The 24,152-nt window shown below is 70.9% G+C and carries 24 protein-coding genes and 1 pseudogene; 8 read left to right on the plus strand and 17 right to left on the minus strand.

The window, feature by feature from the left end; all coding sequences use genetic code 11:
• Positions 1 to 281: 281 nt before the first annotated feature.
• On the plus strand, positions 282 to 1,010 hold the full coding sequence (locus tag AB0D27_RS21635) for an NAD(P)H-binding protein (protein WP_362511066.1): 729 nt from the start codon (positions 282 to 284) through the stop codon (positions 1,008 to 1,010).
• A gap of 14 nt (positions 1,011 to 1,024) precedes the next feature.
• Positions 1,025 to 1,444 (plus strand): nitroreductase family protein, encoded by a 420-nt coding sequence (locus AB0D27_RS21640; protein WP_362511069.1) that lies wholly within the window; start codon positions 1,025 to 1,027, stop codon positions 1,442 to 1,444.
• Positions 1,445 to 1,779: 335 nt separating this feature from the next.
• Here the strand turns inward: AB0D27_RS21640 and AB0D27_RS21645 are convergent.
• From AB0D27_RS21645 to AB0D27_RS21720, 16 genes and pseudogenes are all read right to left on the minus strand, one after another.
• Positions 1,780 to 1,976, minus strand: a pseudogene (locus tag AB0D27_RS21645) (hypothetical protein); the annotation flags it as partial.
• Between the two features lie 34 nt (positions 1,977 to 2,010).
• A complete protein-coding gene (locus AB0D27_RS21650) occupies positions 2,011 to 3,354 on the minus strand; it encodes an ATP-grasp domain-containing protein (RefSeq protein ID WP_362511072.1) in 1,344 nt (447 codons plus the stop codon).
• A gap of 68 nt (positions 3,355 to 3,422) precedes the next feature.
• Positions 3,423 to 4,184 (minus strand): PIG-L family deacetylase, encoded by a 762-nt coding sequence (locus AB0D27_RS21655; protein WP_362511074.1) that lies wholly within the window; start codon positions 4,182 to 4,184, stop codon positions 3,423 to 3,425.
• 3 nt (positions 4,185 to 4,187) lie between these two features.
• The gene (locus AB0D27_RS21660) at positions 4,188 to 5,504 is read right to left on the minus strand and encodes an MFS transporter (protein ID WP_362511077.1); all 1,317 of its coding nucleotides are present in this window, start codon (positions 5,502 to 5,504) and stop codon (positions 4,188 to 4,190) included.
• A gap of 3 nt (positions 5,505 to 5,507) precedes the next feature.
• Positions 5,508 to 6,860: a hypothetical protein gene (locus AB0D27_RS21665; RefSeq protein ID WP_362511080.1), complete on the minus strand. Its 1,353-nt coding sequence runs from the start codon at positions 6,858 to 6,860 to the stop codon at positions 5,508 to 5,510.
• Positions 6,857 to 7,960 (minus strand): pyridoxal phosphate-dependent aminotransferase, encoded by a 1,104-nt coding sequence (locus AB0D27_RS21670; RefSeq protein ID WP_362511082.1) that lies wholly within the window; start codon positions 7,958 to 7,960, stop codon positions 6,857 to 6,859. The genes AB0D27_RS21665 and AB0D27_RS21670 overlap by 4 nt, the downstream gene beginning before the upstream one ends.
• 4 nt (positions 7,961 to 7,964) lie before the next feature.
• Positions 7,965 to 8,843 carry a diaminopimelate epimerase gene (dapF, locus tag AB0D27_RS21675; protein WP_362511085.1) on the minus strand — a complete coding sequence of 293 codons (879 nt, stop codon included), beginning with the start codon at positions 8,841 to 8,843 and terminating at the stop codon, positions 7,965 to 7,967.
• Between the two features lie 14 nt (positions 8,844 to 8,857).
• Complete coding sequence (locus AB0D27_RS21680) at positions 8,858 to 9,937, minus strand: iron-containing redox enzyme family protein (RefSeq protein ID WP_362511088.1); 1,080 nt, start codon at positions 9,935 to 9,937, stop codon at positions 8,858 to 8,860.
• A gap of 26 nt (positions 9,938 to 9,963) precedes the next feature.
• Positions 9,964 to 10,659, minus strand: coding sequence for a 2OG-Fe dioxygenase family protein (locus tag AB0D27_RS21685; RefSeq protein WP_362511091.1), 696 nt, complete (start codon positions 10,657 to 10,659; stop codon positions 9,964 to 9,966).
• A gap of 236 nt (positions 10,660 to 10,895) precedes the next feature.
• Positions 10,896 to 11,144 carry a (2Fe-2S)-binding protein gene (locus AB0D27_RS21690; RefSeq protein WP_362511094.1) on the minus strand — a complete coding sequence of 83 codons (249 nt, stop codon included), beginning with the start codon at positions 11,142 to 11,144 and terminating at the stop codon, positions 10,896 to 10,898.
• Entirely contained in the window at positions 11,128 to 11,802 is a 675-nt protein-coding gene (locus AB0D27_RS21695; protein WP_362511097.1) for an HAD family phosphatase, read from the minus strand. The genes AB0D27_RS21690 and AB0D27_RS21695 overlap by 17 nt, the downstream gene beginning before the upstream one ends.
• Complete coding sequence (locus AB0D27_RS21700; protein ID WP_362511100.1) at positions 11,799 to 12,779, minus strand: nucleoside-diphosphate kinase; 981 nt, start codon at positions 12,777 to 12,779, stop codon at positions 11,799 to 11,801. The genes AB0D27_RS21695 and AB0D27_RS21700 overlap by 4 nt, the downstream gene beginning before the upstream one ends.
• A gap of 7 nt (positions 12,780 to 12,786) precedes the next feature.
• Positions 12,787 to 13,551 (minus strand): alpha/beta hydrolase, encoded by a 765-nt coding sequence (locus AB0D27_RS21705; protein WP_362511103.1) that lies wholly within the window; start codon positions 13,549 to 13,551, stop codon positions 12,787 to 12,789.
• A 2-nt stretch (positions 13,552 to 13,553) separates the two neighbouring features.
• Positions 13,554 to 14,285, minus strand: coding sequence for a hypothetical protein (locus AB0D27_RS21710; RefSeq protein WP_362511105.1), 732 nt, complete (start codon positions 14,283 to 14,285; stop codon positions 13,554 to 13,556).
• Entirely contained in the window at positions 14,285 to 14,968 is a 684-nt protein-coding gene (locus AB0D27_RS21715) for a hypothetical protein (protein WP_362511108.1), read from the minus strand. The genes AB0D27_RS21710 and AB0D27_RS21715 overlap by 1 nt, the downstream gene beginning before the upstream one ends.
• A gap of 18 nt (positions 14,969 to 14,986) precedes the next feature.
• Entirely contained in the window at positions 14,987 to 16,063 is a 1,077-nt protein-coding gene (locus tag AB0D27_RS21720; protein ID WP_362511110.1) for a hypothetical protein, read from the minus strand.
• 357 nt (positions 16,064 to 16,420) lie between these two features.
• On the opposite strand from AB0D27_RS21720, the gene AB0D27_RS21725 reads away from it, so the two are divergent.
• From AB0D27_RS21725 to AB0D27_RS21745, 5 genes are all read left to right on the plus strand, one after another.
• Entirely contained in the window at positions 16,421 to 18,247 is a 1,827-nt protein-coding gene (locus AB0D27_RS21725) for an amino acid adenylation domain-containing protein (RefSeq protein WP_362511112.1), read from the plus strand.
• Between the two features lie 181 nt (positions 18,248 to 18,428).
• Complete coding sequence (locus tag AB0D27_RS21730) at positions 18,429 to 20,801, plus strand: beta-ketoacyl synthase N-terminal-like domain-containing protein (RefSeq protein ID WP_362511115.1); 2,373 nt, start codon at positions 18,429 to 18,431, stop codon at positions 20,799 to 20,801.
• Entirely contained in the window at positions 20,798 to 21,148 is a 351-nt protein-coding gene (locus AB0D27_RS21735; RefSeq protein ID WP_362511118.1) for a PqqD family peptide modification chaperone, read from the plus strand. The genes AB0D27_RS21730 and AB0D27_RS21735 overlap by 4 nt, the downstream gene beginning before the upstream one ends.
• Complete coding sequence (locus AB0D27_RS21740; protein ID WP_362511121.1) at positions 21,145 to 22,119, plus strand: TIGR03560 family F420-dependent LLM class oxidoreductase; 975 nt, start codon at positions 21,145 to 21,147, stop codon at positions 22,117 to 22,119. Before AB0D27_RS21735 ends, AB0D27_RS21740 begins: the two co-directional genes overlap by 4 nt.
• On the plus strand, positions 22,112 to 22,372 hold the full coding sequence (locus tag AB0D27_RS21745; protein ID WP_362511124.1) for an acyl carrier protein: 261 nt from the start codon (positions 22,112 to 22,114) through the stop codon (positions 22,370 to 22,372). Before AB0D27_RS21740 ends, AB0D27_RS21745 begins: the two co-directional genes overlap by 8 nt.
• 19 nt (positions 22,373 to 22,391) lie before the next feature.
• Here AB0D27_RS21745 and AB0D27_RS21750 read toward each other — a convergent pair whose 3' ends face one another.
• A complete protein-coding gene (locus AB0D27_RS21750) occupies positions 22,392 to 23,117 on the minus strand; it encodes an alpha/beta fold hydrolase (RefSeq protein WP_362511127.1) in 726 nt (241 codons plus the stop codon).
• Positions 23,118 to 23,213: 96 nt separating this feature from the next.
• On the opposite strand from AB0D27_RS21750, the gene AB0D27_RS21755 reads away from it, so the two are divergent.
• Complete coding sequence (locus tag AB0D27_RS21755) at positions 23,214 to 24,050, plus strand: hypothetical protein (protein ID WP_362511129.1); 837 nt, start codon at positions 23,214 to 23,216, stop codon at positions 24,048 to 24,050.
• Positions 24,051 to 24,152 lie beyond the last annotated feature (102 nt).

A 24,152-nucleotide genomic window follows, 5' to 3' on the forward strand; every position in this document is an offset into this window, starting at 1 on the left:
GCGAGAGCGGGAGAGGGCTATGTGTGCCCGCTGCGTGCCCGATCGGACGGCGAGCGGCGGGAAGCAACGGGGAACGTCGGCGATGCTCCCGAGACCCCGCAGGTCAGCGTCTCGCCAGGTCAGCTGCCATCCGCATACGCGATCTTCCAAGCTGGTGCTGCAAGGCCGAGGCGGCACGTGACGCCACCCCTCCTCGGCCGACCAAGGGGCCGCTTCCATGCCCCACCCACGTAACCATTCATATGCCATATTCCGCACATAAAATCCCTGAAAGGCATGCCATGAAAATCGCAGTCATCGGCGGTACCGGACTCATCGGGTCACAGGTCGTCAAGAACCTGACCGCCGCCGGACACGAGGCCGTACCGCACTCGAAGTCCACCGGCGTCGACGTCATCAGCGGCCAGGGACTGGACGAGGCGGTGGCGGGGGCCGACGTCGTCGTCAACCTGACGAACTCCCCGACCTTCGACGAAGCCTCCCCGGCCTTCTTCCAGACCTCGATGGACAACCTCCTGGCCGCGGCCCACAAGGGCGGCGTCGGCCACGTCGTCATCCTCTCGATCGTCGGCACGGACCAGGTGCCGGAGCTGGACTACTACCGGGCCAAGACGCTCCAGGAGAACCTCCTCGCCGCCGGGACGATCCCCTACTCGATCGTCCGGGCGACGCAGTTCATGGAGTTCATGGACGCCGTCCTGTCCTGGACCTCCGACGCCGACACTGTCCGGCTGCCCGCCACTCCGATCCAGCCGATCGCCTCCAAGGACGTGGCCGCCGCGGTGGCGGAGGTCGCCGCGGGCGCCCCACTGAACGGCATCCGCAACATCGCCGGACCCGACATCTTCACCCTGGACGAACTGGGCCGGATCACCCTGACCCACACGGGCGACCACCGCACCGTCGTCACCGACCCCACCGCCGGCATGTTCGCCGTCGTCAAGGGCGACGTCCTCACCGACAAGGACGCCCACCTCGCGCCCACCCGCTACACCGACTGGCTCTCCTGACATCACCGCCTCCTGTGTATCCCGTCCCAGCCCGGCAGGCCTGTCCGGGGGTTTATGAGGCGGTCACGAGCCGACGGGCGGTGCGCGCATTCACGGACCGGCCCGTCCCGAGGCAGGTGCTGGAGCGGGTGCTGTCCGCCGCGGCCTGGGCGCCGTCCGGATCGAACCTCCAGCCGTGGCGCGCCTACGTGGTGACCGGTGGACCGCTGGCTGAGATCAAGAGGCGCGCCGGTGAGCGCGTGGCCTCAGGTGACCCCTGGGACGAGTGGGAGCTCAGCTCTACTCCCGGAAGTACGACCTTGCTTCAGAGCACGGACGACTTCCAAACAGCCATACACCAAGCCGTCGAGCAGGCCGAGACCTCCGTCCTCATCATGACCCCGGAGATCGACTCGACAGGCGTGAGGGCATGGGAACCCCGGCTCAAAGCCTGAGGCGTATTGCCACGCAAACTGCACATGGTTCCGTCCGGTCTCTGCGTTTCAATGACCGGCCCGCCGGAACGATGAGCCGCATCGTCATAGCGGACAACAGGGCGGAGCGCGGCAACAGCTGCACGGCTGTCTAGCGCGGCTTCCCCGTGCTGAGCGCGCCGGAACCAGCGGACTGCCTGCTTCCCGGGCTGCTCGTATCCGACCCGGGAGTCATCGCACAACTCGCACGCGCGGCTGCCGGATGGTGGGCGAAGACTCCGGGGCAGGAGTTCTCCGCCGCGATCGATCGATGGCGGAGCCTGGCATCCCGTTGGGAAGAAAGCACGAGATCACCACGCTGTGCCGTTTTCGGCGTCCGTCGTCCGGCGGTGGAGATCCTCGACGATGCTGTGCGCGGCGGGGGCCTCGGCGGAACCAATCGCTTCCAGGACGGTGAGCCCGAAGCGAAATCGAACACGGTCATCCCAAGTTCGGCCTGCCGTTCAAGGTAGGTGGCTGCCAGCTCTGCCAGGTGGTCGTCGGCGGGCTGCCCGCCGACTTGACCGGCCGGGGGCGCCCGGAAGCCTTCACGTCACGTCGGCTGAGGCGTGTGATCGGCAGTGCGAGGGAGGGGCATGAAGCATCGCCGTCCCGCCCTCGCTGTCCTTGTCTCCCGTCATCAAGGTCAGCCCCAGCCTCTCCTCCAGCCGGTGCAGCAGCCGCGTGCCCCGGGCGACGACCGTCCTGCGGTCCGGGGCGCGCAGGATGAAGCGGGCCACGGTCTGGCCTGGCACGACCACCTGGCCGGGCCCGGTCCGATAGGTGTCGAAGCCGAGTACCTCGAGCACGCCGTCGTCGTCGTGCAGCGGGGCGAGGGACGCCGTCGCCGGCAGGCGCCCGCCGGTCTCGGCGGTGACCACGAAGACGGCGGTGCACTCCGCGAAGCCTTCCGGGACGCGAACGGGTGCGCCGGTCACCAGGTCCAGGAAGGAGGCGTAGATCTCCTGGCTGGTCGCGTGCCGGTAGGCGTTGGGCAGCCCGCCGCCCATGATGCGCGGGTTGAACTCGACCAGCACCGGGCCGCGTTCGGTCAGCATGATCTCCAGGTGGAAGATGCCGAAGTCGGCGCCGATCGCGCGACAGACCGCTTCGGCGTACGCCACGCACGCCGCGCTCTGCGCCGGAGCCAGGTCCGCCGGGACGCATGACCCCAGTTCGATCACCTCGTCGCGCGGCGAGCGGAACCTGCCGGTGACGCAGAACGGGAAGAACGCGCCGTCCCGGGCCCCGATCTCCACCGAGACCAACCTGCCCACCAGCAACTCCTCGACCAGAACGCCCCTGCTGAACTGGGTGCGCCAGTGCGGTGGCACCGCGTCCAGGCCAGCCAGGACGTCGGCGGCGGCCTCCTGCGCCGAGGCCGCGTCACGGGCCACGTGGGACAGCAGGCTGGCGCTGCCGGACGGCGGCTTGAGAATCACTGGGTAGCCGATGCGCTCCGCCGCGGCGAGCGCGGCGTCCTGGTCGGCGGCGAGCTCGTAGGCGGCGGAGTCCAGCCCCGCGGCTTCCAGCGCTGCCCGGCAACGGTCCTTGCGCCGTGCGATGAGGACCGCCTCCGGTGCCGTGCCGCGCAGGCCCAGCTCGCGGCAGGCGTGGGCGACGGCCTCAGCCGCCAGCTCCTGGAATGCCACGGCCACGTCGATCGGGTGCCGCGCGTGGCACTCGGCGAGCGCGGCGACCACGGCCTCCGGGTCTGTGGTGTCGATCCCGTCAACGAGGGTGTCCACAGAGTGGACGATGCTCAGGTTCTCGCCGGTGAGCGCGTACTGGGTCAGCGGCGGCTGGAGGAAGGTCACTCGGTGCCCGGCCGCCTTCGCGAGCCGGAGGGCCCGCAGCGAAGGGGGGTTGGCGTCTACGACCGCGATGTGCACAGCGCGGCTCCTTTCGGGTTCGGGGCCCCACGACCCGGGCTTCGACCGACGGGACAGGTGGCCGCGGGTCAGCGGTAGTGGACCTGGCCGGCGCGCTCGCGGTAGGGGTCGCGGTGGAACACCTCGAACGGCACCGCGGGCCGACCGCCGAACCGCGCGCCGGCGGCGGCCAGGTTCCGCCCCAGGAAGGCGCGTACGTACTCCTCCGGGTCCTCGTCGGTGAGGGCGCGCAGGTAGGTTTCGTGGGCGAGCACCGCCCGCACGCCGCGTTCCACCGCCCACGTCACGTCCACCGCGTGGGTCGGGTATGGGGAGTTGGCCACCGCCTGCCAGCGCACGCCTTCCCACGGGGCCAGGCCCTCCTGCGGGAACAGGTGCTCGTTGGCGGCGTCCGCCACCGCGTCGAGTGCGGCCCGGCCGACGTGGCGGTGATCCGGCGTGTTCCAGGACACCCCCCGCCAGTGGTCGTGGTGATTGAGCGTCACCAGGAGATCCGGCCGGTGCCGCCGGATGGCATGCGCGAAGTCCCGGCGCAGCCGCGGGCCGTACTCGATCAGGCCGTCGGGGTGGTCCAGGAACTCGACCCGGGTCACCCCGGCCACCGCCGCGCTGGCCCGCTGCTCCGCCTCCCGGACCGGCTTGGCCTTCTCCGGATCCACGCCGACGATGCCGCACTCGCCCCGGCTGGCCATCAGGTAGACGACCTCCTTGCCCTGGTCGGTCCAGGTGGCGACGGCGGCCGCGGCCGCGTACTCCACGTCGTCCGGGTGGGCGACGATGGCCAGGGCGCGCTGCCAGTCGGAGGGCAGTTCGAGGAGCGGGTCGGTCATGTGTCACGTCCTTGTCGGTGCGTCGGTGCGTAGATCCGGTCCGGGGTCCTGGCTCCGGGCCGGATCCGGAGGTGAAGAGCGGAAGAGCAGGGCGGGCAGCAGTACCCCGGCGCCGCCGGCGAACGCGCCGGCGCACAGGAAGACGGCCGCCACCCCGAAGTGGTCGGCCACCAGGCCGCCGAGCCCGGCGCCGAACGGGGAGACACCCAGCACGATCCACCGGTAGACGGCGTTGACCCGGCCGAACAGGTGCTCCGGGATGGTCGACTGACGGTGCGACATGCTCATCACGTTCAGCGCCACGGTGAACCCCCCATAGCCCGCCATCGCCCCGAAGGCGGCGAACGGGCTGGGCACCGCGATCAGCACGAAGCACAGACCGACGGCCGGCGCGCAGAAGCCGAGCACCGCGCGCGCACCGAACCGGCTCAGCATCCGCGCCGCCACCGCCCCGGCGAGCAGACCGCCCACCGCGGGCGCCGCGGCGATGAACCCCAGCGCCGACTTGGGCAGTCCCAAGCGGCCCGGGGCGACCACCCACAGCGGCAGCATCGTGGTGACCGAGGCGAACGCCAGGTTGCCGGTCGCGGCGACCACCGCCAGGCCGATCAGATCGCGCCTGGTGCGGAAGTACCGGGCGCCCTCGCCCAGGTCCCGGAACATCGCCCGCAGGGTCAATCGTCCGCCCGGCGTGGCGCCCGCGTGCCGGTCGCCACTCCCGGGCAGCCGCCGTTGCAGCGCCTGCAGGCCGGACAGGGTCGCCGCGTACAGCGTGGTCGACACCGCGATCCCGGCGCCGGTGACCGCCGCCAGCACACCGCCCAGCGCGGGGCCGGCGAACTGCTGGGTCAGCGTCAGGCCCGACTGCAGGTTGGCGTTGGCCCGCGGGATCAGCGGCTTGGGGACCATCCGCGGGACCAGGGACTGGGCTGCCACGTCGATGAAGGTGCCGCACCCGGCGATCAGGAAGGCCGCGGTCACCAGCCCCCAGACGGGCAGCAGCCGCTCCCAGGCGAGCGCGCACAGCACCGCGACCAGCGGCAGCCGGATCATGGACGCCACTCGCATCACGGTGAGCGGGGGGAACCGGTCCACCACCACGCCGGCGGGCAGGGTGAGCAGCAACCACGGCGCGCGCAGCGCCACGCCGACCGCGCTCACAACCAGCGCGGAACCGGTCAGCGACAGGGCGAGCAGGGGGATGGTGACGAGGTATATGCCGTCCGCGAGGTTCGAGCCGAGGACCGACACCTGGAAGGTACGGAACCGGAAGTCCAGCCTCAGCGCGTGCCTCGGACGGCTTGTCAGGCCTTGGGACATCGGCTAGCCACCGGCCAGCAGGGCGGTGTTCATGGCGGCTCCCCGGCCGGCGTTGAGCACGTCGGCCGCGGCCGGTGTGCCGTGCCGCACCAGGAGACCGCTGCCCCGCAGTCCGTAGAGGAACGGTCCGAGCACGTACGGCACCTCGGCGTCGGCGACCTCGCCGTCCACGGTGCGCACGAACCGCATGGCCGTCCGGTCGGCGTCGACGTACCGCTGGAGCACGTGCCCGCCCTGCCGTGCCGCGTGGTCGAGCGCCGTCCGCCAGTCCGCGTCGTCGGCAGCGGCGCCGACGACGACGCCGCTGCCGCCGAAGCCGTCGGCGGGCTTGAGCACCCAGCCGGCGCGGTCCCGCACCGCGCGGCCCAGGGTGTCGCGGTCGGCGGGGCGGAGCCGAACGGTCCTGGGCACGTGGGTCTCGACGAGCCGCCGGTCCGCCGGGTCGAGCAGGTCCAGGTCGTCCCAGAGCCAGGCCAGCGTGATCTTGTTGGTGAGCAGCATGGTGCTCTCCGGGGTGAACATCCGCACGGCGCCGGCGTCCAACGCCCGGCGGAGCGCCGTCAGTCCGGCGCTGGGCGGCTCCCCGTGGCTGACGAAGGTCCGGAACACCGCGTCGACCGCTCTCCCGCCGGCCAGCAGGGTCCCGTCGGGTGCGGTGGTCAGCGCGGTCAGGGGATGGGAGAACATCCGCATGCCGTGGTCCCGGGCGTGCCGGAAGACGGGCGCGAGCCAGTCGGCGAACCGGGCGCAGTCGTCGAGCCCCGGCAGATGGCCCCCGGTGAAGTGCGGCATGAGCACCCGGGCGGCGGCGTCCCGGGGCAGTCCGAGGAAGGTGCGCAGCGCCTCGGCCCTGGCCCGCACGGCGGACGGCGCCGCGGACAGGCCGAGGCGGCCGACGAGGCCGCTGCGATGGTAGCGGTCGAGAAAGCGGCCGCTGAGCAGATCGGCCTGGAGTACGCCGCCCAGCGCCCCGTCGACGTTCAGCTCCACGAATCGCGCGACGCCGCCCTCCATGAGGATGTCGGGGCGGACCGCGGTCAGCAGCCGGTCCCCGACCGGGTCGCCGGGATCGAGCAGTGGGTAGTCCTCCTGCCTGGAGCCGAGCGCCGCCAGCAGGTCGCGGGCCGTGTCCGCCCGGCGCCGGGCGGCGGCCAGCACCAGTTCGGCCGCGCGCCGGGACAGCTGGACCAGGTCCCGGTACGTGTCCGCGCCCACCAGCAGCGGCCGCACCGGACGCCAGGGGCCGTCGGCCCCCTTCACGCCGTCGAACAGCTGGGCCGCCGCGCGCGGGTCGTCGGCCGTGTCGCAGGGCGGCAGCGGCCGCGGCCACAGGTCGGCGGAGTGTGCCGTGGTCACCGGTCCGCCGCCCCCGCGCTTGGGCTGTGCCCGGCGAGCACCGCGTCGATGCGGCGCAGCCCCTCGCGCAGGACGGACTCCTCACGGGCGAAGGTGATCCGCAGCCCGCGCTCGGCGCCGAAGACCTCCGCCGGCATCAGGAGCACCCCCGCTCGCAGCACTTCACGGCAGAAGGCCAGGGAGGTGCCGGCACCGGTCATCGCCAGCCAGGCGAACGGCGTGCCCTGCGGCTCCAGCAGCCGGAAGACGTCTTGGTGCCGCGCCGCCCAGTCGCGCAGCACCTCGATGCCGCCGGAAGTCAGCCGCACGTAGCGGTCGAGGTAGTGGTCGTGCCGCCGCAGCACCTCGGCCGCCAGGGCGTCGGTGAGCACGGAGTTGGCGAGGGTGGTGGAGTGCTTGCGCTCCATGGCGGCCGCCACCAGGTTCGCGGGCCCGCACATCCACCCGGTGCGCAGCCCCGGGAAGCCGTACACCTTGGAGACGCCGGAGACCGAGACGGCCCGTTCGTAGCGGCCGAGCAGCGAGTCGCGGGCAAGGTCGGCCACGTACTCCTCGTCCAGGATCAGGTGGCTGCCGTGCGCGCGCAGCGCGGTGAGCAGCGAGGCCACGTCCCGCTCCGGCACGCGCCGTCCAGTCGGATTGCAGGGGGAGTTGAGCATCACGGCCCTGGTGCGCGGGCCGATCAGCCGCACCGCGTGCGCGATGTCCGGGTCGCCGTCGGGAGTGGTGCCCACGCGGTCGACCCGGCAGCCCAGTTCGATGGGCACCTCCCAGGCCTGCGGCCACCCGGGGGTGAAGGCCACCACGTGGTCGCCGGGGCGCAGCAGGACCCGGTGGAGCAGGTAGAGCGCCTCCTGCGCGCCGTGGGTGACGCCCACGTCGCCGGCGGCCCTGCCGTAGCGGCCGGCGACGAGCTCGCGCAGCGGGACGCTGCCGCGGTTGCTGCCGTAGTCCAGCGACAGGCCGGCGGGGTAGGGCAGGTCGTCCACCGATCCGCAGTCCATGTAGCTGTCGCCCAGGTCCACGTCGTAGCGGCCGGCCGCGTCCTCGAAGAACCAGCGGCGCATGGGGTACTCGTCGTCGGTGAGCGCGGTCGTCATCGGCTCACCCCGACAGCGATCGTGCGAGCCGCGGCGCCCAGTGCCCGCGCAGTACCGGACCGACCTCGCCGGTGAGGGACACCGCTCCGTCCTCGCCGATGTCCACGGCGACCCGGCCGCCGGGCATATGCACCGTGACCCGGGGGCCGGACAGGCCGCGCGCGTGGGCCACGTACGCCGCGGCGGCGGCGCCGGCGCCGGAGGCCGACGTGTGGCCGGCCACCCGCTCGAAGACCTCGATGCTGAGGTTGTCGCGGTCGGTGACGTGCAGCAGTTCCACGTTGATCCGGTCGGGGAAGAGGTCGTGGCCGCTGACCGCGGCGCCCACCCGGCGCGCAAGCTCCGCGTCGGCGGGAGCGTCGGCGAGGGGGAGCACGCAGTGCGGGCTGCCCAGCCGTACGCAGCCGGCCTCCCACCGCCGGCCCGCGGCGTTCAGGGGCTCGCGCAGCATGGTGCGGGCCGGACCGCGCGCCCCGACGGCGCCGCTGTCGGTGCGGGCGGTGCCGAGGCCGACGCGCACGACGCCGGTGTCCGCGTCGACGATCGTCGCCGTGGACGTCCCCGAGGGTGTGCGCAGGGTCATCACGTCCGCTTCGGTGTGGCCGGATTCGCGCAGGTACCAGGCGAAGATCCGCAGTCCGTTGCCGCTGCCGCCGCACTCGGAGCCGTCCGCGTTGAAGGTCAGCAGCCGGAAGCCGTCGGCGGCGGGCAGCGGTCCGTACAGCAGGCCGTCGGCGCCGAGGCCCCGGTGCCGGTCGCACACCCGCCGGACGTTCTCGGGCAGTGGTGCGAAGGCGGCGTACCGCGGGTCGACGACGACGTAGTCGTTGCCCAGCGCCTCGTATTTGACGAAGTCTGCGGGCTGCCAGGTGACTTGGCGCACCGGTGGTCCTCCCTTCAGGAGGCCGCCGAGGCGGCGACCCGCTCGGTGGCGTGCATGCGCCGCAGCAGGGCGTCGAGGTGGTTCTGCGAGGTGTTGAGCCGGATCGCGGCGCCCAGCGCGATCTCCCGGCCGACCCGCGGGTCCGCGGTCACCAGCGGGCTGACCACGTTCTTGAACCAGCCGGCCGCATGACCGGCGTCCACCCCGATGTGCAGGTCGTGGTAGACGATGCCGACCTCGTCGAGGCCATGACCGCGCCATGCGTCGACGACGCACCGGAAGCGCCGCGGAGCCAGGTACTCCGTGACCCCGAAGTAGCCGACCGCCTTGTAGTAGTGGCGGCGGGAGAGCGCCAGCAAGGAGGAGACGTTGCCGGAGACGGAGGCCTCCAGCAGGAACGTCTTGGATATGTAGTCCGGATCGGCGCCGACGGCCTCCAGCGCCCGGCCGAACAGTGTGGTGTGCACCAGGGCGAGGTCGCCGTTGCCCATCTCGTCCCAGTAGTTGGCGGCGATCTCCATCTTCTCCGCGCCCTGCCGGCCGATCTGCATCGCGGCGAGGATGTCGTCGAAGCGCGGGTCGAGATTGGTCTCCTGGGCGAGCAGCAGCCGCAGGTCCTCGACGCTGCCGTGCTCGGCCAGGTGCTGGTGGTAGAGCGGGTGCCGGCCGGCGGGGTGCCGGCTCACCATCGCCTTGAGCCAGCGCACGTACTCCGGTCCCGTCTCCGGGTAGCCGGTCAGCTCCCGGGCGGGTACGCGCTCCGTCTCGTGACGCAGTACGGCGTGTTCCAGGAGGGCGGCGACGTCCCGCAGGATCGGCTGTTCCTCGCGGTCGGTGTCGGTGACCGCGACCCCGGAGAAGTCCCGGTCGTAGATGAGGGCCAGCACCGCGTGCACCTCCTGCAGCGCGGCGCGCTCTGCCTTGCCGTACGCGCGTGCCGTCAGGGTGCGGCAGGCGGCAGCCAGTTCACCGCGGAAGCCGTAGTCCTCACTGGCGCGCCGCAGATCGTCGGCGGGCAGGGCGAGCAGTGCCTGGAGCACGGCCGGCAGGCTGTTGCCCAACAGGGCCGTGAAGTCGGTGTCCATGGTGTCCATACAGAGAAGAACCGTTTCTGTGCTGCTCAGCTCTCGCTGTCCGTCAGGGCGGCCGCGTCGTGCTCCTCGCCGTACCACTTCTCGCTCCAGCGGGAGAAGGCGACGATGAAGATGTCCCGGTGGCCCGGCTCGTCACCGGCCGCCACCACATCGGTGACGTCGTGGGCGATCGCCCGGTCGTCGAGGAGTACGGCCTGGCCGGGCCGGATCACACCGGTCCAGAACGGCTGCGGGGCGTCCGGCCGCCACAGCCGGGTCTCGCCGCCGTCGACCCGCTCCCGGCGCAACACGCCGATCATCACGAATTCGTGCCCGTCGTGGTGCACGCCCTCCGGGGTGAGGGGACCGGGGCGTCCGGGTGCGGCACGGGTGCGGTTCTGGTGCAGGTTGGTCTGCCAGTCCTCGCCCCGGTCCAGCCCGAGCGACCGCGCCCCCGCGTCGATCAGCGGCGTGAAGTCCACCGCCACCGGAAGATAGGTGCGCCGCTTGCCGCCGCCGACCGGGTTGAACTTCCGGTGCGCGGTGTAGTCCCGGTGCGGCAGCCGTTCGAAGTCCCATCCCGCGCCGTCCCGCGCCGCCGACAGCCGGTACTGCGAGAACTTCTTGTACCGGGTGCCATGGCCCATGTAGGCGTCGACCGGCAGGTCCTCGTAGCTGGCCAGTACCTCGGCCGGGGTGGGGGGCAGGTCGATGACGGCGAAACCGTCGGTGCCGAGAGCCATGGTGATGTCCTTCCTGCGAAGTCGCGCCGACGGCCCGCGGGTCGGGCCCGGCCGATGCAAGTGGAGGCCGTTTCCATGCTCTGCGGGCGGGGGCGGGCGGGCAGCGATGCGAATGGCTGAGAGGGACGAGCGCTCCACCCGTTCATGGGTCCGGCCTGCCGGCCGGGTGAGCGGCGACGGCTCGCGCTCGCGGAGCCGTCCTCCCGGCTCACCCTCTCCCAGCCGTTCGCCGCGGACTAGAGGGGACCGCCCTCAGGATGGTGCAGTGCAGGCTTCTGCGGGCCGCCTTCCTCCGAGCCGTTTCCCTCCGCCTCGTGGGCCAGCAGGTCCTCCAGGTCCTCCAGGCAGTCGCCGCAGCCGGTGTTGGCCCCGGTGGCCTCGCGCAGCGCGGCGACGTCCTGGTGCCCGGCGTGGATGGCCTCGATCAGCTCGCCCTCGCTCACCCGGGAGCACAGACAGACCAGCAGGTCACAGGGCGATGTCATACCCGAGTCCCGCCGCCCACCTCACCAGTTCGGGTTCGGCCAGACTGCCGCCGAGCCAGTCGTGGTCGAGTTCGCTCCCCGGCAGCGACGGCACCACTGCCACGAACAGCCCCGCGGCCCGGGCCGAGGCGATCCCGGTGGCCGAGTCCTCGAAGGCCACCGAGGCCTCCGGCGCCGCCCCCAACGCGTCGCACGCCTTCAGATAGAGGTCGGGGGCGGGCTTGGCGTCCGCCACCTCGTCGGCCGCGAAGGAGACCGGGAAGAAGTCGGCGAGGCCGGCCGAGGTGAGGGCGGTGTCCAGAAGTTCGCGGGGGCTGTTGCTGGCGACCCCGACCGGGAGGGCCCGGGCGCAGGCCTTGACCAACTCGGCCGCCCCGGGCAGGGCTTCGGCGCCGCCGGCCAGTTCCTGCCGGACGAGCTCGAAGAGCTCCGCGGCGAGTTCGGGGCCGGCTGCGGGCCTGCCGAAGTAGTCGGCCATCGCCTCGCCCGCGCTCGCCAGCGTACGGCCGATCACCAGTGCCTTCTGCTCGTGCCCGAAGTCATGACCGTGCGCGGCGAAGATCTTGGTCTCGGCTCTGGTCCAGCAGACCTCGGTGTCGACCAGCAGCCCGTCGCAGTCGAAGACGACGGCTTGTGGAGCGAGGGGAAGGGACGTCACGCTTCTTTCCTCCAGTCGGTCGCCGAGACGGTCGCCAACAGGGGTGCGACGCCTGGCTCGTTGCAGTCGATCCAGTCTGTCAGGACCGACAGGACGTCCCATCGGGCCGTGCCCGACGGGAGGTCGGACTCGTCCAGGGCCGACAGCCACGGCCGTACGGCGTCATGGGTGCCGTGTTCGCGGGCGAGGCTCCCCCAGACATCGGAGCGGACGGCCAGCCGGGTGAGGCTCTGCGCCGAGTCCAGGTCGTGGGTCGGAGCGTCGGCCTCGAGGCCGGTGAGCAGGCTTCGAGCCGGACATTCCTCGCCGGCGGACGACGGTGTCGCGGTGAGGGCGGCGCGGAGCCAGTCGGTGCCGGTCCGGTAGCAGAACAGCCGCAACTCCCGTACCAGATCGGCCGGTTCATCAGCCGTGTGGATGAAGTTGAACAGGCCGTTGACCCTGCCGAACCGGGTACGCAGATCGCGCGCGTGAGCCGCCTGCGGATCGGCGCCCCCCTTCGCCGCGGTCAGCCGGACGCTGGCGGGCAGCCCGTCCGCCCGGCGAGTGTCGCGCAGCAGAACCAGCAGCGAGGGGCTCGATCCCAGCAGGTGATCCACCACCGCGATCCGCTGCCGGGATGCGGCGTTGAACTGGTAGCGCCAGATCTCCCGGGTCAGCAGCGGGTCGAAGGTGAACGGCCGGGCCGCGATCGGCTGCCAGCCCTCCTCCCCCAGGATGTCCAGAACCAGCCCGCCGCGCCGGCCGACGACCGCGTCCGGCTTGATCACCACGAAGGTGGTCTTGTAAAGCCAGGCGCGGTCGCCGGGCGAGCGGAACAGGTCGAGCCCCTCACGGGCGTAGGGGTCCAGCCGGTACGCGGCCCGCTTGCGCGGGTCCGCGGACAGGGAGTCGAACGCCCTGGGGCTGACGGCGGACATGTTCGTCTCCGGCACGAGGTGCGTGCCCGGGTCTGCCTCGGCGGTGGTCGCCGTCATCGTTCTCTCATTCCTCCACGATCGAGGCGTGGCCTGCCAGCAGCGGCAGTACGACGGAGCAGCAGGCCGGGCGCTCCGGGTTCACCAGGTGCATGTGCCGGGCGTCCGGCACTTGCACGGATGTCACAGGCAGTCCACGCCCGACCCAGTCATCCAACTGAAGATCCGTCAATTTCCTTGGCACGGCTTGGTCGTGCTCGGCGCTCACGACGGTGAGCGAAGCGAGATCGGCCGGGTGCGGCTCGGGGGTGGCCTGCTCGTGGCTGCCCCCGGCCGCCAGATGGGCGGCGAGGAAGTCGTCCACGGATCCGCCGCCCACCCCGAGGCGGGATGCCTCGGCGAGGTCGGTCACCGGGGCGAGCAGCACCGCGGTGGCTCCACGGGCCGTCCCGGCGATCGAGGCGAGCAGCAGATGGCAGCCGGCCGAGTGCCCGACGAGCGTCGCACCGGCCCAGCTCGCGTCCGATTCCTCCAGCGTCCGCAGCGCGGCACGGCAGTCGTCGGCGGCGGCCGGCCAGACGCCGCCGTCCCAGCTCGGCCGATACTCCACCACGGCGACCCGGTGACCGCGTCCGACCAGGGCACAGGCCAGTGGTTCCAGGTCCTGCGCCGTACGGTCGTGCCGCCAGAAGCCGCCGTGCACCAGCACCACCGGGGCGGCCGAAGCGGCCGCTCCCGCCACCGTCGCCTCAGTCTCCTCCGGCTCTGCGGGCCCGTACAGATCGATCCGCTGCCAGTGCGACGGACCGTAGCCGAGGTGGCCGTAGGACATGCTCACAGCAGGCCGAACGCTTCGAGGCGCGACAGCCAGTGGTGCAGCCGCTCGTCGGACATCAGCACCTCGGAGCGGCGCTCCTCGGACTCGTCGGCGGTGCCGTAGCGGTACCACACGTCCCCGTTGTCGCGCCGGATCATGAAGGCGCGGCGCTTCTGGGCCGGGCTCTGGATCATCAGGGAGATGGTCTCGGGCTCGGTGATGGTGGTGTGCAGCTGATCGTGGTCGAGGGTGATGACCCGGCCGGCCGGTTCCTCGCGCACGAAGTACGGCCAGAACCGGGAGACGTCGGCGCTCTCGTCGAGCGGCTGGTCCGTCGCGTAGAGCGTGTGCTGGTAGGCGCCGTGCAGGATGTACGCCGTGAAGCTGTACCGGTGGTTGTGCACCCGCTCGTACTGGTTGGTGTTGGCGAGCCGGAGCCGGATGCGCAGGCCCTTCTCCTGGTCGTCCCAGATGACGATCTTGTCGTCCAGGGCGTGGCACTCGAACTTCTGCCGCAGCTCGGGCGTCCGGATGGCGCGGGCCACCAGGGTGCGCAGCAGCTCGCGGTCGTCGCCCAGGCGGTGGGCGATCGCGTCCGTGATCTCTGCCGCGCGCTCGAGTTCGTCCCAGCGAACGGTGGGCAGCGAGGCCATCAGGGCCTCGGCCTTCGTCACTTCGGCCTCGGAGGGCGGCGCCAGCAGGATCGCGGGGGTCAGGTCCAGCAGGTCGTCGCCGGGGCGGGTGGCCATCACAGCACCTCCATGGCACGCAGGCGGCCGGTGAGTTCGTCGAAGTAGTCCTTGCTGATGCGCTTGCTGCCCTGGCGCTCGGCCTTCTCCTTGCCCTCGCCGAAGCGCCACCACACCCGGCCGGTCTCGCGCTCGGTGATGATCGAGCGCTCCTTCTCGGCGGGGCCGCGCAGGAAGAGGGAGACGGTGTCGGGGGTGGTGTACGTGGTGTGGATCTCGCTGTGGTGGAGCGTGTAGCAGTTGCCCGCCTGCTCGTTGGTGACGAACCTGGGCACGACCCGCAGGTCGGTCGGGACGGCGTCGAAGTCGTCCTGGGCGCTCTGCGGGATGTCTTCGTCGGAGAGGCGCCCGACCAGTTCGTGCCGCACGTGCTTGTACTGTCCGCGCATGATCAGCGACGTGAAGGTGAACCGGTGGTCGTGCGGCCGGTCCCGGTGGTCCTCGGTCGAGACGTGGACGCGGATACGGAAGCCGCGGTCCAGGGCGTCGTAGATGACCAGCTTGTCGAGCAGCCGGTGGTGCTCGCACTTGTCGAAGAGGTCCTCCTCCTCCCGTGCGCGCTCCAGCAGTTGGGTCAGCGTCGCCTTGTCCTCGGCGAGCGCGGTGAGGATCTCCCGGGTCTGTGCACGGGCCTTGGGCAGGTCCGACCAGTCGACGACCAGCCGGTCGAGATCTTCCAGCATGGGTGGCTCCTTGTTTCGTCAGGCGGTGGGGAGGCGCAGATCCTTCATGGCGGAGATGCCGAACACCCGGTGCGCCGTGCCGGCCACGAGGGCCTGGACCTCCGCGGGCGTGAGGCCCTGCGACAGGGCGTTGGCTTGCTGGCGGGCGAGGGGCACGGAGCCTGCCGCGACGATGCCGTCCTGCTGGTACCAGAGGCCGTTGTCCTCGATGTGGTGCAGGCCCTGGCCGCCGAGCCGGGCCGAGTCGCAGCGGTCCGTCATCATCATCGAGTTCTCGGCGCCCATCAGCTGCACCGCACGGGCCGCGATGGCCAGGTCGACGTGCTCGCCGTCGAAGTTGATGCAGGCGCCGATCCGTCCCGCCGCCGCCTGGCGCATGATCGCCGCCGGCACCGGTCCGGCGATCTCCGCCATCCTGTCGAGCGTCCACGAAGGCAAGTCGTAGGAGGCGATGACCGCGTCCCGCTCCGCGCGCGCCCGTGATGTGCGGAACGCGTGCCGGATGTTGAGCGGCATGTCGTTGAAGAGGTGGTCGGTGACGACCCGGACACCGTTGCCCGCCCACTCGGCCTGCCAGGCCAACTCGGCTATCTCATCGACGAGTTCCGCGCTGGCCGCCGGGTCGGCCCGGGTGAAGTGCCCGAGTGCCGGGCGGATGCCGTGGGCCATGAGCAGGGGGACGATCCAGTCGAAGCCGGTCTCCTGGGCGCCGGGCTGACCGGTCAGCTCCGAGGCCGGCGAGAACGCGTCCGGCGACACCACGGTGTACATGAGACCGTACGGCCCCAGCGCCGCGAGGCGCTCCCACTCGTGCCGCGTGGGCGCCCAGACCGTCGCGGCAGGGGTACCGCCGTGGCTGGCGAGCAGCGGGCCCTCCAGGGCGATGCCGGCGATGTGCTGGAGCCGGCCGTCGCCCCGCATGCGGTGGTACTCGCGGACGAACGCCTCGAACTCGGCCAGCTGGGACCGGTGGAGGTACATCGTGGGCAGGCTCAGAACGCCCTCGCGTGCGCACCATTCCTCGAGCCGGTCGAGGTCGACCTTCGTAAAGTCCGAGAAGTCGACATCACCGAACCCGTGGCAATGAACCTCCACGGGTGGCAGCTCAGAATGGCCTCCCGACGGCCACAACCAGTTTGCTTCAGAGGATTCCACGAGAACACTCCCAATCCAATAAGTCGCGCTTCTACTGAGTGTGAGCCACGGGCACATACGGCAGCCAGACCGTACCCAGGTCAACATCCTGCACTGCATCATGCTGAAGGCGTGCAACTCGCAAGGGATCCCTTACCGTTGTCGCAGCGATTCGGCCACCCCTTAAAGGAACCGGCGGACACCCATGAGTTCGAAGAACTCCAAAGGAGCCGTCGCATTTTGAGAAGACCCTAAGTTTTCCATCGGCTAGGATCCCAAACCGACCAGCTTCGATATCCGAGGGAAAAGTTGCCGGAAGTGGAAATCAATACACTTGAATTGACTGACCTTGCGGTAGCCGCCGATACGCTGCACTCCAGGTTCTCCCGCCAAGCGGCCACGAGCCCCGAGGCCACGGCACTCACCGCCGGCGGAACTTCGATGTCCTACGCGGAGCTCCACACCCTGGCCGGATGCATAGCTGGTCGGCTGGTCGCCGCCGGTGTGCGGCCGGGCGATCTGGTGCCGGTATTCGTCGCCCGCCGCCAGGTCGTGCCGGCCATTCTCGGCGTTCTCATGGCCGGCGCCGCCTACGTGCCGCTCGACCCCCGCTATCCCGACGCCCGCCTGGAGAGCCTGGTCGAGCGGGTGGCTCCCCGGGTGCTTCTGACCGATGAGGAGCTTGCCGGTCGCGCTGGGAAATGGCACCCGAGCCCGCTCGTGTTCGCCGGCGAGACCTCGGATCGGGACTGCCCGGCGGCGAGCGTCCAGGTGGACCCGGACGATCTCGCCTACGTGATGTTCACGTCGGGATCGACCGGAACCCCTAAAGGCGTGCAAGTCACCCACCGCAACGTCACCCGGCTCATGGCCGCGACGGCAGACCTTTATGGTCCCGACTCTGACGACGTGTGGACGATGCTGCACTCCTACGCCTTCGATTTCTCGGTGTGGGAGATGTGGGGGGCGTTGCTCTTCGGCGGCCGTCTTGTCGTCGTCGACGACGACAAGGCCCGTACGCCCGACGAGCTTCTCCACCTGATCGACCGCGAGGGCGTCACGGTCCTCAGCCAGACGCCCTCGGCCCTGGCCGCACTGGCCACTGCCGACGAGGGCCGACCGGCCCGGCTCGACCGCCTGCGATTGATCATCCTCGGCGGTGAACGGCTCGACCCGCCCTCACTCGGCGGATGGTTCGGCCGTCGAGGGGACGAACACCCCCGTGTGGTGAACATGTACGGGATCACCGAGACGACCGTCCACGTCACCCACCGCCGGATCACGGCGCAGGACGCGGCCGCCGGCACCGGCAGCCCCATCGGTGTGCCGTTGTCCGACCTGGCCGTTTCGCTGCGGGACGAGCAGGGCGCGCCGACCCCGGTGGGTGAGGTCGGCGAGATCTGGGTCTCGGGACCCGGCTTGGCCCGCGGCTACTTCAACGACGACGAGGCCACCGCACGTGCTTTCCGCACAGCGTCCTGGGGGCCCGGGGACCAGCGCCGGACCTACCTCAGCGGCGATCTCGCACGGGCGGGGGCCGACGGTCAGCTCTTCTACGTCGGGCGGCGCGACGAGCAGGTGAAGGTCCGCGGCTACCGAGTCGAACTCGGCGAGATCGGCGCGGCGCTCAAGGCTCACCCGGACGTCGTGGACGCCTGCGTCGTGACCGACACCGGCGAGTCGGTGGGGTCCCGGCTCCTCGCCTGGGCGACCGTCCGCTCCGGCGGCCCGGACGCGGACGGGCTCCGTGCCTTCCTGAGCGATCGGCTGCCCGGCCACATGGTCCCCAATGAACTGCGCATCCTGGACCGCATGCCGCTGACACCCAACGGCAAGGTCGATCGCCGGGCACTGCTCGACCAGGCCCGTGCGGTGACGAGGGTGGTGGACCCGGCCGTGGGACAGCACCCCCCTACCGACTCCCTCGAAGCGGCAGTGGCCGGTATCTGGGCCGGGGAGCTCGGAGTTGCCGAGGTGAGGTCCGCGGACGACTTCTTCGCTCTCGGCGGCCACTCGTTGATGGTGATCAAGGTCGTCAGCCGCACACGCCGGGAACTCGGCGCGGACGTACCGGTGCGCGCGCTGTTCGAAGCACCGCGTCTCGCCGACTTCGTTGAGCGGGTCCGTGCCGGAAGTGCGGGGTGAGCCGGTGTCGTCGACCGCTGTCGAGCGGCCATTCGGTCAGCCCGCGCGCTGAAGGCCTCGCCGGCACCACCGGACCGGCCCCTTTCGCGGCCGGGTGGTCTCTCACGCTTGTCTTCGTACGTCGCGCTGCCGCCGCCCGCTGAGTGGCCGCAGGGCACCTCGATCCTCCAGGAGTTCTCATATGCAGCCAACGCCACTTCACGCACGGCCCATCGCAGTGATCGGTATGGCGGCACGTTTCGCAGGAGCCGACAACGTCGAGGAGTACTGGGCCAACCTCGTCAACGGCGTCGAGTCGGTCAGCCGTCCGGACGAGGGTGAGTCCGTGCCGGACGACGGCGTAAGCGACGGCCGCTATGTGCGCGCCGTCGCGAAGGTCGGTGACGTCGAGTCGTTCGACGCCGACCACTTCCGCGTACCGCCGGCAGAGGCCGTCACCATGGACCCTCAGCAGCGCGTGCTGTTGGAGGTGGCGTCCGCGGCTCTGGAGGACGCCGGCTACGCCGGGGAACGTGAAGCGGTCGTCGGTGTGTTCGTCGGCTCCGGTGAGAACCACTACTTCCGCGAGTACGTCGCCCCGACGGAGGCCCGCGCGGGACGCGGCGGCGACGTGCGCATCACGCTGGCCAACGAGAAGGACTTCCTCGCTCCGCGAATCGCCTTCAAGCTCGGTCTCACCGGGCCCGCGATCACCGTGCAGACCGGCTGCGCCACGGCACTCAGCGCTGTGGCGCTCGCCTGTGCGTCGCTGGCAGCCGGCGACTGCGACATCGCCCTGGCCGGTGGCGTGAGCCTGCTCATGCCCGACGTCGACGGCTACACCTACACGGAGGGCGGGATTCTGTCGGCGGACGGGCGCTGCCGCGCCTTCGACGCCGGGGCTTCCGGCACGATACCGGGCTCCGGCGCCGGAATCGTGGTGCTCAGGCGCGACGCCGACGCGCAAGCCGGTCGCGACCGCCGCAGGGCTGTGATCCGTGGATGGGCGGTCAACAACGACGGTGGATCACGCGCCGGGTTCACCGTCCCGAACATCGACGGCCAGGAAACGGTCATCCGCACCGCGCTCGCGCGCGCGGACATGACACCTGAGCAGGTCGGCTACGTAGAAGCCCACGGCACCGGGACCGCGATCGGCGACCCGGTCGAGTTCGAGGCGCTCCGGCGCGTCTTCGCGACTCCCCACCGACAGCCTCGGACCCTCACGTTGGGTGCGGTCAAGCCCAACATCGGGCACACCGACGCGGCGGCGGGCGTCGCGGGGCTGATCAAGGCGACCCTGGCGGTCGAGCGGGCCGTCATGCCGGGGACACTGCACTTCCGCGCCCCGAACCCCGAGATCGACCTCGACTCGACCCCTTTCACCGTCACCGCCGAGACACGGGCCTGGGACGCCGAGGGACCGCGTGTCGCGGGCGTCAGCTCGTTCGGCCTCGGGGGGTCCAACGCGCACGTGGTTGTCGAGTCGGTGTCCGCCGTTCCGGCCGCGGACGCCGCGCGCTCGCGTCAGGTCCTCGCGCTGTCGGCCCGCTCGGACGAAGAGCTGGAGCGGATGCGGCAGCGACTCGCCGACCGGCTCGCGGCGGCGCCGTCACTGGACCTGTCCACGCTGGCCGACACCGCGCACACGCTCGCGGTGGGCCGGGCGCGCTTCACCCGCCGCTGGGCGGCCGTCGCCGCCGACCGGGCCGAGGCCGTCGCGCGGCTCCGCATCCCCGCCGAGGCCGGCAGGCCCACCACACGGTGGTCCCTGGCAATCCACGGGACGCCCGACGAGTTGGCCGCAATGGGAGAGCGGCTTCTCGCCACCGAGCCGCTACTGGGCCCAGCGGTCGCCGAGCTCAGGGAAGAAGCCGGGCTCACCGGGCAGCCGGGGCTCACAAACCTCGCCCCGCACCAGGCCGGCGCGCTGGCCGCGCTCGGCGTTGTCCGGATCCTGCGCCGCCTGGGGCTGACCTTCTCCCGGATAGACGCGCCGGACTGGGCACGTCCGGCCGCGCAGTGGCTTGCCGGCGGCGCTGATCCCGCGTCACTGGCTGCAGCTGTCGACGCCTGCACCGGCGCCGACGCCGGATCCATCCGCGAGCGGGCCGGTCAGGTCCTGGTCGGCCCATCGTTCGACCTGGCCGAGGTGGCGGCCGCGGCGTGGCGAGCGGGAGTCTGTGTCGACTGGGCCGCCTACTACGGCGACGAGCCGCGCGGCCGGGTTCCGCTGCCGACGTATCCGTTCACGCGCCGTCGGTTCTGGCTCGAGCGCCCCGAGGTCCAGCCGGACCACGTCGAGCCGCGTGGCTCGAGCAGCGCCGACGCGACGAGCGTCGTCGCCTACGTCGAGAAGGTCTGGTGCGAAGTCCTGGGCGTTCAGCACATCGCGCACGACGCACACTTCGTGGACGACCTCGGCGGCGACTCCCTGTACGCGGTGGAGATCGGTGCCCGCCTGAACGCGGGCCTCGGACTCGACATTCCGGTCGACCTCCCGTTCGTCGCTCCCACGATCGCTGCCAGCGCAGCTTTCCTCGATCAGACCCTAGCTATGGAGACAACCTCATGAGCACTGTCAACGACAACACCGCCCTGGTCCGCCGGCTGGACGTGACCGCCCGCATGACCGGACAGGTGGCCGGACTGAGTGAGCGCACCGAGGGCGGCGTGCTGCTCGAGACCTGGGTCGGCCGTTATGTGATCGACAGCGACGGGCGTGTGGTCTGGCTGCTCATCGACGGGCGCCGGAACCTCGCCCAGGTGGTCGACGGCGTGGCCGAGAAGCTGGGACTGTCCGCCGCGGAGGTCCGCGGGCCGGTGCACGACCTCTGCGAGCGGCTGCTGGAGCTCGGTCTCGTCGAGGAGTTGACGCCGGCCGATGCCGCAGCTCTCGCACAGTCGGCAGTCGCCGGATGAGCCGCCCCGCGATCACCCGGGTCGGCCTGCAGCTGGCCGGCTACTCCTTCCCGGGAGTGATGGACAACAAGCTCTTCCAGCACATTGTGGACATCGCGCACGCTGCCGAGGCATCCGGCTTCGACAGCCTGTGGACCATGGACCACGTCCACCAGATCGCGTCGGTCGGCGAGCCGGACGAACCGATCCTGGAGGCGTACACCACCCTCGCGGCGCTGGCGGCCGTCACCTCGGCCGCCCGCCTCGGCGTGCTCGTCTCATGCAATGGATTCCGCAACCCGGCACTGCTGGCGAAGATGGTGACGACCATTGACATCATCAGCGGCGGTCGTGCGGTCCTCGGCATAGGCGCCGGCTGGCACGAGGAGGAGTGCCGCGCCTACGGCATGGACTTCCAGCCGCCCCGGGAACGTCTGGCACGCCTCGACGACGCGGTGCAGATCTGCCGGGCGATGTTCACCGAGCACGCCGCGCGGTTCTCCGGCCGGTATCACAGCGTCGACGAAGCGCTCAATGTGCCCGGCCCGGTCAATCCCGACGGTCCGCCGATCCTCATCGGCGGCGGCGGCGAACGCGTCCTCATCCCCCTGGTGGCGCGGCACGGGGACGCGTGCAATTTCTTCGGCGGACCCGCCACGGTGCGCCACAAAATCCAGGTCCTCGAACGGGCGTGCGCCGCGGTGGGTCGCGACAGCGGCGAGATCAGCAAGACATGGCTGGGGACCGCGATCGTCACCGATTCCGAGGCAGAGCTCCAGGAAGCGCTGGAACGGCTGGGATCCCTGCTGGGCGTGGCGCCGAGCGCGGCTCGAGGCCTCGCGCTCTGCGGCACCCCCGCCGAGGTGCGGCGCCAGGTCGCGGAGTACCGCGCGGCCGGGGTCGACGGCGTGATCGCCACGGTCCTCGACGCCAGCGATCTCGACCATCTGCACCGGGTCGGAACGACACTGCGAGAGGCCATGGATGACTGAGCGCACCAGCGCCCCGGAGAACCACCTCGCTCTGGAAGGCGCCCCCGGCGACGTCATCGCGGCGGTGTGGGCCGAGGTGCTCGACCTGGAGTCCGTCGACCCGGACACGGGCTTCTTCGACCTGGGAGCCACGTCGGCGACAGTGCTGCGGGTGGTCCACATCCTGCGCCGACGCTGGCCGCGCCTGCAGATCGTCCACGTCTTCTCCCACCCGACTCCCGCGCAGCTTGCGGCGTTTCTCGGCGATGCGTGAGCCGAGCGCGGCGGGCCGCTCAGGTCAGCGCGGCACGGACCGTCTCCGCGAGCTCCAGCCACGCGGGGCCGCTGAAGAGATGATCGGCACCGGCGATCTCACGGAACGCGGTCGGGCCTGTGGTCTCGTGGCGCCAGCCGTCGACCTCGGCGCCGCCGAGGTCGACGTCGCATGCGCCGTACACAACGGTGAGCGGCACGTCGAGGGGGGCGTCCGCCGAAGGGGCGTAGTCCGAGACCAGTTTCATGTCCGCGGTGAGGATCGGGAGGAGCACCTCGAGCAGTTCGGGTTCTCGCCGGAACTCCTCGGGCACGTAGCGGGCGAGGTCCTGATCCTTGTCGACGCGGGCGTTCTGGAAGAGACGCGGCGGAAGTTGCGACGCGACGAACAGGTGAGCCACCTCGGGGGCGCTGCCGGATCGGCGCAGCGCGTGCGCCAGCTCAAAGGCCAGCAGCGCCCCGGAGCAGTGGCCGAACAGCGCGACTCGGGGTGCGCCCAGCTCGGTCAGCTCCCGAACCAGCTCGTCGACGACGTCACCGAGGGCTGTCGCCGGCGGCTCCGTCTGCCGGCTCTCGCGGCCGGCGAGCCGGACGCCGTATACGTCGGCCGCGTCGCCGAGCACCGGAGCCCAGGCGCGGAAAGGAGCCGCCCCGGCACCGGCCCACGGAATACATATACAGGCGGTTCCATTCCCTGTTTCCGCACTCCATGGAATCAGCGTCGAGGATTGCTTTGGAATATTCATAAAACAGATCCTACCCTCTGCGTCATTCAAGGCGCAGCGTGACGAAGCTAACAGAATTTCCACAAACCGAGAATCCCTTCTATCCGGGAGATCCTAATGTTTAATCCCACCATCGACGTCATCTGCGCACAGCCGAGGGTCCTCACTCCACCGGACCTTTCCTTCGAAGCCATCCTCAAGCACTTTCCCGGACTGGCCGAGGCCGAGGCCGTCTGTATGACGGGCTCGACGGCGGCCGGGTGGGGCAACACCTTCAGCGACATCGACCTCTATGTGTTCTCCGACAAGGAACTCGTTCTACCGGTCGACGAGACCATGGAGACCTGGCCCGGCGCCGACCCCAGCGGGATCCGCTGGCACAACTGGATGGGCGTCTACGACGGCGCGCGCGTCGACCTGAAGGTGTGGCCGACCAACACGCTCGCCACGGCGCTGGCGCGCTACCTCGAAACCGAGGTCGAGTTCTGCTCCATGGGCGACTTTCTCCAGGATTTCGTCTACCGACTCTCCATCGGTATTCCGCTGAAGAACGAGAAATTCTTCCAGGAAATGAACGAGCTGCTCGACAGCTCGTCGTACAAGCGGGCACTCGCCCGCCTTCTCAAGGCCGACGCAGAGAACTCCTTCACCGATGTCGCAGGTCAGCTCGACTCCGGTGACTTCATGTCGGCTCGTGTGTCCGCCGACATCGCGGCAGATCACGTGGCGGACGCGAGTCTGGTTCTGGCCGGGCAGCTGTGCCGGCGCAGGAAGTGGCTGCTGCGCCGTCTCGAAGGCACGCCGGAATGCGGGATCACGGTCGACGAATATCGCTCGATGGTCCTGGACGGTGCCCGTCCCGGGGAGTCCGACGGCGACTGCGCCCGCCGCGTGGCCCGATGGACCCAGGCGCACCTCGTCCGGCTCGAGGACGCCCTCCTTTCGGCTTCCTGAGCGTACTGGCGGGACCTGCCATGCCGCGTCGCCGTGCTCGCCGAGGGGCCACCACAGACCTCTCGGTGAGCACGGCGACGCCGGTTGACCACCCCTGCGCCG

Source organism: Streptomyces sp. NPDC048415, assembly GCF_040651675.1.
Taxonomy (GTDB): domain Bacteria; phylum Actinomycetota; class Actinomycetes; order Streptomycetales; family Streptomycetaceae; genus Streptomyces.